Below are 3,423 nucleotides of genomic sequence, written 5' to 3' on the forward strand. Positions count from 1 at the left end.
TCCAGAAATATCATACAATAATACGAAACTCAGGATCATGGTTTATTATATAAAAGTTGCGCAGGAAACGTAGCCATCAATCAAGACTATGCTACAGAGCGACTAGCCTCCAAACCAGACACATAGCGGACAAGCCCGGGGTTCGCTTCGAGAAGCTGCTCCACAACGCCTGGCGCAGTCCCGCCGTAATGCTTCCACGCGATGTAATCGACCGTATCCCCGTCACGCGTCTGATATCGAAGGCCCATCATCGTATTTCCTCAACTGAAGACTGAACCCCTGGCGCATAGGGACGCCTTTTTGCGCAAACCGGGACTGGGTTTCGTCAATCCGCTCGACCACCCATTGCCCGTGGATAAAGCCAAGGCCGTCCACCAGCTGAAGCGGCTCGCCCTTCGCGGCCTCGCGGCGCATGGCCTCAAGCTGACCGCGCCCGGCCTTGAAGCCGGGAAATATCACACCGTCCAGTGACAGTGTTTCACTGCCCGGCCCGGTGTATTGAAGGGCCCCGGGTTTCCCGAACCGCTCCTGGGCGGACCATGAGTAGGCATTCGAGCGCTTGAGCTCCTGGTACGCCGCCGTATTGATGCTGAATTGATAAGCACCAAGCTGCATCATGATATCTGCCATATGACCTCAATATCCATAAGCCATGGCCCCGTCATGCAGCGCGCCGCGTTCATTCTCGCGTCGAATCCGCTCTATTTCTTCTGCCAGCTGCCGGGGGTCCTGGCCGGGCTGCTGCTGGATATTGAAGACGGGTGCGTTGGTGACGTTGTTTGTGACGTCCGCCCCACCGGATGAAGCCCCCCGAATAGCCGCCGGAGGAGGCGCCGAAGACGGTGTCGGATCTGCGCTGGATTTTTCTCCGGCGTCCTGGCCAAGGCCAAAAAAGGATGCAACCTTACCAATCCCCGCGCCGACCCATTGTAGCTTCTCTAGAATCCATTCAAAGGCGGCGCTTGCAGCGTCTGTAATTCCAGCCCACAGGCCCGTGAAGAATTCACCGATCGCGGAGAACTTATCGGTGATCCAGTCGCATAATGAGCCGAAGAATGCCTTGACGGTTGACCAGTTTGCAATAACAAGCCCCGCTGCAAGGGCAATCCCGGCGATGATTGCGCCGATGGGGGTGGCTACCAAGGCCAGGCCGATCGCCTTGATTCCTGCCGCAACAGCAGGGAGCCCGCCAGCAAGCCCGATCATGGCAGAGCCGAGACCCCATACGGCTGAACCAAAAGACAAGACAGACACAACAGCCTTGGAGGCAAAGACAGCCGACATGATGATACCCAAGTTGTCAAACCCCCCGACAAGGGATGCGAGATTGTTCGTGACAGACGCAAAGCCTGTGGCTATTGAGGCAATGCCCCGGACGGCATCCCCGATAAAGGGGACTATCTCGCGGAATCCGTCGGCAAAGCGCTTTGCGAAGGCGACGACCTCATCGCGGTTTTCGCGCATATAACTTGTAAAATCCTTCATCATGTCTGTAACGACCGGCATCAGGGCCCCGCCAATGGTATTCTTCAACCCGGCAAGCCCCAATTGCGCGTCCAGAAGCGCATCCTTGAACGCCTCCGCATCACGGGCTGTTTTTTCGCTCAGAACATAGCCTGTAGCCTGTGCATCTGCTCGCAACTGGGTCAGCCCGGCAGAGCCATCTTTCAGCATGTTGATCATGCCCGCGCCGGAGCGGCCAAATATGGCCGTCGCCAACGCAACGCGCTCTGCGCCATTTTCCACAGACTGCAACCGATCGGCTACCAGTGCCAGCGCTTCATCCGGCTGCATGGATGCCATTGCCTGCGCAGAAAGACCCAGCTGCTCGAACGCTTTCTTTGCCGTTCCGCTCCCCTGGACTGCCTCGCCGATGCCCTTGGACAATTTTTCCATGGACCCGTCAAGACCTTCGGCAGACATTCCACTGCGCTCGGCGGCGTAGCGCAACTCCTGCAAGGCCTCGATGCCAATCCCCATCTTTCCGGCAGTTTTTGCGACATGATCACCCAATCCTGCGGTCGAGTTTGCGAGGCTGAAAATTGCGGCCCCGGCAGCGCCGACAGCGACAGTGGTGGTTCGTGCCAAGCCCCCCACCGCACCTTGCATTTGCCCGAATTTCTCACCAACCCTGTTGCTGGCGGCAGCCGCCCGCTCCCACTTTTTCTGACTGACCCGCAGCTTGTCCAGTGTGCTCCCGAGCTCCTGGTACTCCCGGTCCAGGGCATCAACAGATTTCCCTTCCCGCTCCAGAACCTTGCGCTGTTTCTTGAGCTCCTGCTGGCGCTTTGTAATGGTCTTGATCTCGGACCCGACGCTGTCCAACCCCCCCTTGATCAGGCCGACATTCCGCGCAAACGATGCATCCAGGGCTGCGCCGATTGTTATTTTTGTGCTGAGTTTTTGTTCAGTCGCCACGCGGCAGCCCCTCGATCCACCATTTGAACTGGCTTAGCGGCATAGATGCAATTTCAGACAAACCCCAGGACGTGAACGAAGCCAGGGCGATTACGTTGTGGCGCAGATCGACCGGGCTTATTCGAGAAAATTTGAGTAAGCATCCTGCAGCTTCCTGTAGTCACGCAGCCGAAGTTTCTGTATATTATCAGGGGCTATCCCGCACAAATTTGCAAAGAGTGTAACCTCCTGTTGGGCTGTGCTTCCCTTGACCGACTGGCAAGCGATCTGATCATGGACCGTCGGCTCACGCATCCGTAAACTGCTGACTTGCGTCCCGTCCAAGTCAATGGGGCGGGATAAGGTGACATCTACATATTCGGTCGTATAATCCATGTACTCTGGCTCTCCTTTGTGTGCCAACAAACACGTGGTCACTCTACACACCAATCGCACTTCTGATCTGCGCCAGGCGATCCTCGCCGTTGACCTTGCGGATCATGTTGATGACATCAATCTCATGAACGGTGTGCCCGCCGTGTTCCTCTTTGAAATATTCAAGGCACAGCGTAACACCCAAGGTCGGTTTCTGCCCGGCAGACCAAGCCCCCCGTTCAATTTTGGTGATCTTGCCGCGCATGGTGTGCACAACCGGCGTGACCGTACCGTCCCAGGATTCCAGGGCACCACGGGCGGTCAGAGGCACATTTTTTCCCTCGGCAACACCGAACAGGGACAGAACGTCGCGGTCATAACTGATCAAATTAAAACTGGTTTCAAGGGCCTCCATGCCCATATCAATTTTGACGGGCGCATCCATACCCCCGGCGCGAAAATCTTCAGTCACCAGCGCCAGGGAGGGGGGAGAATATTCGCTGATCTGTCCGGCATAGCCACGCCCGTCAACGAACAGGTTGATATTTTTCAGAACGTCGCGCGCGGCCATCAGTGAAAGGCCTCCTTGATGTAATCATTGACCAGATGGGAACGGAACGTGATGTGCTCCGCCGGATAGGGAGGGGTGAA

At 56.6% G+C, this 3,423-nt stretch carries 5 protein-coding genes; all 5 read right to left on the reverse strand.

Features of this window, described 5'->3' with window-relative positions; genetic code table 11:
* Nucleotides 1-86: 86 nt before the first annotated feature.
* The 5 genes from HEQ60_RS10375 to HEQ60_RS10395 all read right to left on the reverse strand — a co-directional run bounded on the left by HEQ60_RS10375 (nt 87) and on the right by HEQ60_RS10395 (nt 3,343).
* A complete protein-coding gene (locus tag HEQ60_RS10375; RefSeq protein ID WP_245183914.1) occupies nt 87-251 on the reverse strand; it encodes a tail protein X in 165 nt (54 codons plus the stop codon).
* A complete protein-coding gene (locus HEQ60_RS10380; protein ID WP_168071611.1) occupies nt 223-630 on the reverse strand; it encodes a phage tail protein in 408 nt (135 codons plus the stop codon). Before HEQ60_RS10380 ends, HEQ60_RS10375 begins: the two co-directional genes overlap by 29 nt.
* A 6-nt stretch (nt 631-636) precedes the next feature.
* Nucleotides 637-2,418 (reverse strand): hypothetical protein, encoded by a 1,782-nt coding sequence (locus HEQ60_RS10385; protein ID WP_168071612.1) that lies wholly within the window; start codon nt 2,416-2,418, stop codon nt 637-639.
* A 117-nt stretch (nt 2,419-2,535) separates the two neighbouring features.
* Entirely contained in the window at nt 2,536-2,793 is a 258-nt protein-coding gene (locus tag HEQ60_RS10995) for a phage tail assembly protein (protein ID WP_066134947.1), read from the reverse strand.
* A gap of 43 nt (nt 2,794-2,836) precedes the next feature.
* Nucleotides 2,837-3,343: a phage major tail tube protein gene (locus tag HEQ60_RS10395; protein WP_209315516.1), complete on the reverse strand. Its 507-nt coding sequence runs from the start codon at nt 3,341-3,343 to the stop codon at nt 2,837-2,839.
* Nucleotides 3,344-3,423 lie beyond the last annotated feature (80 nt).

It is taken from the genome of Haematospirillum sp. H1815, from assembly GCF_012102705.1.
In the GTDB taxonomy this organism is placed as follows: domain Bacteria; phylum Pseudomonadota; class Alphaproteobacteria; order Rhodospirillales; family Rhodospirillaceae; genus Haematospirillum.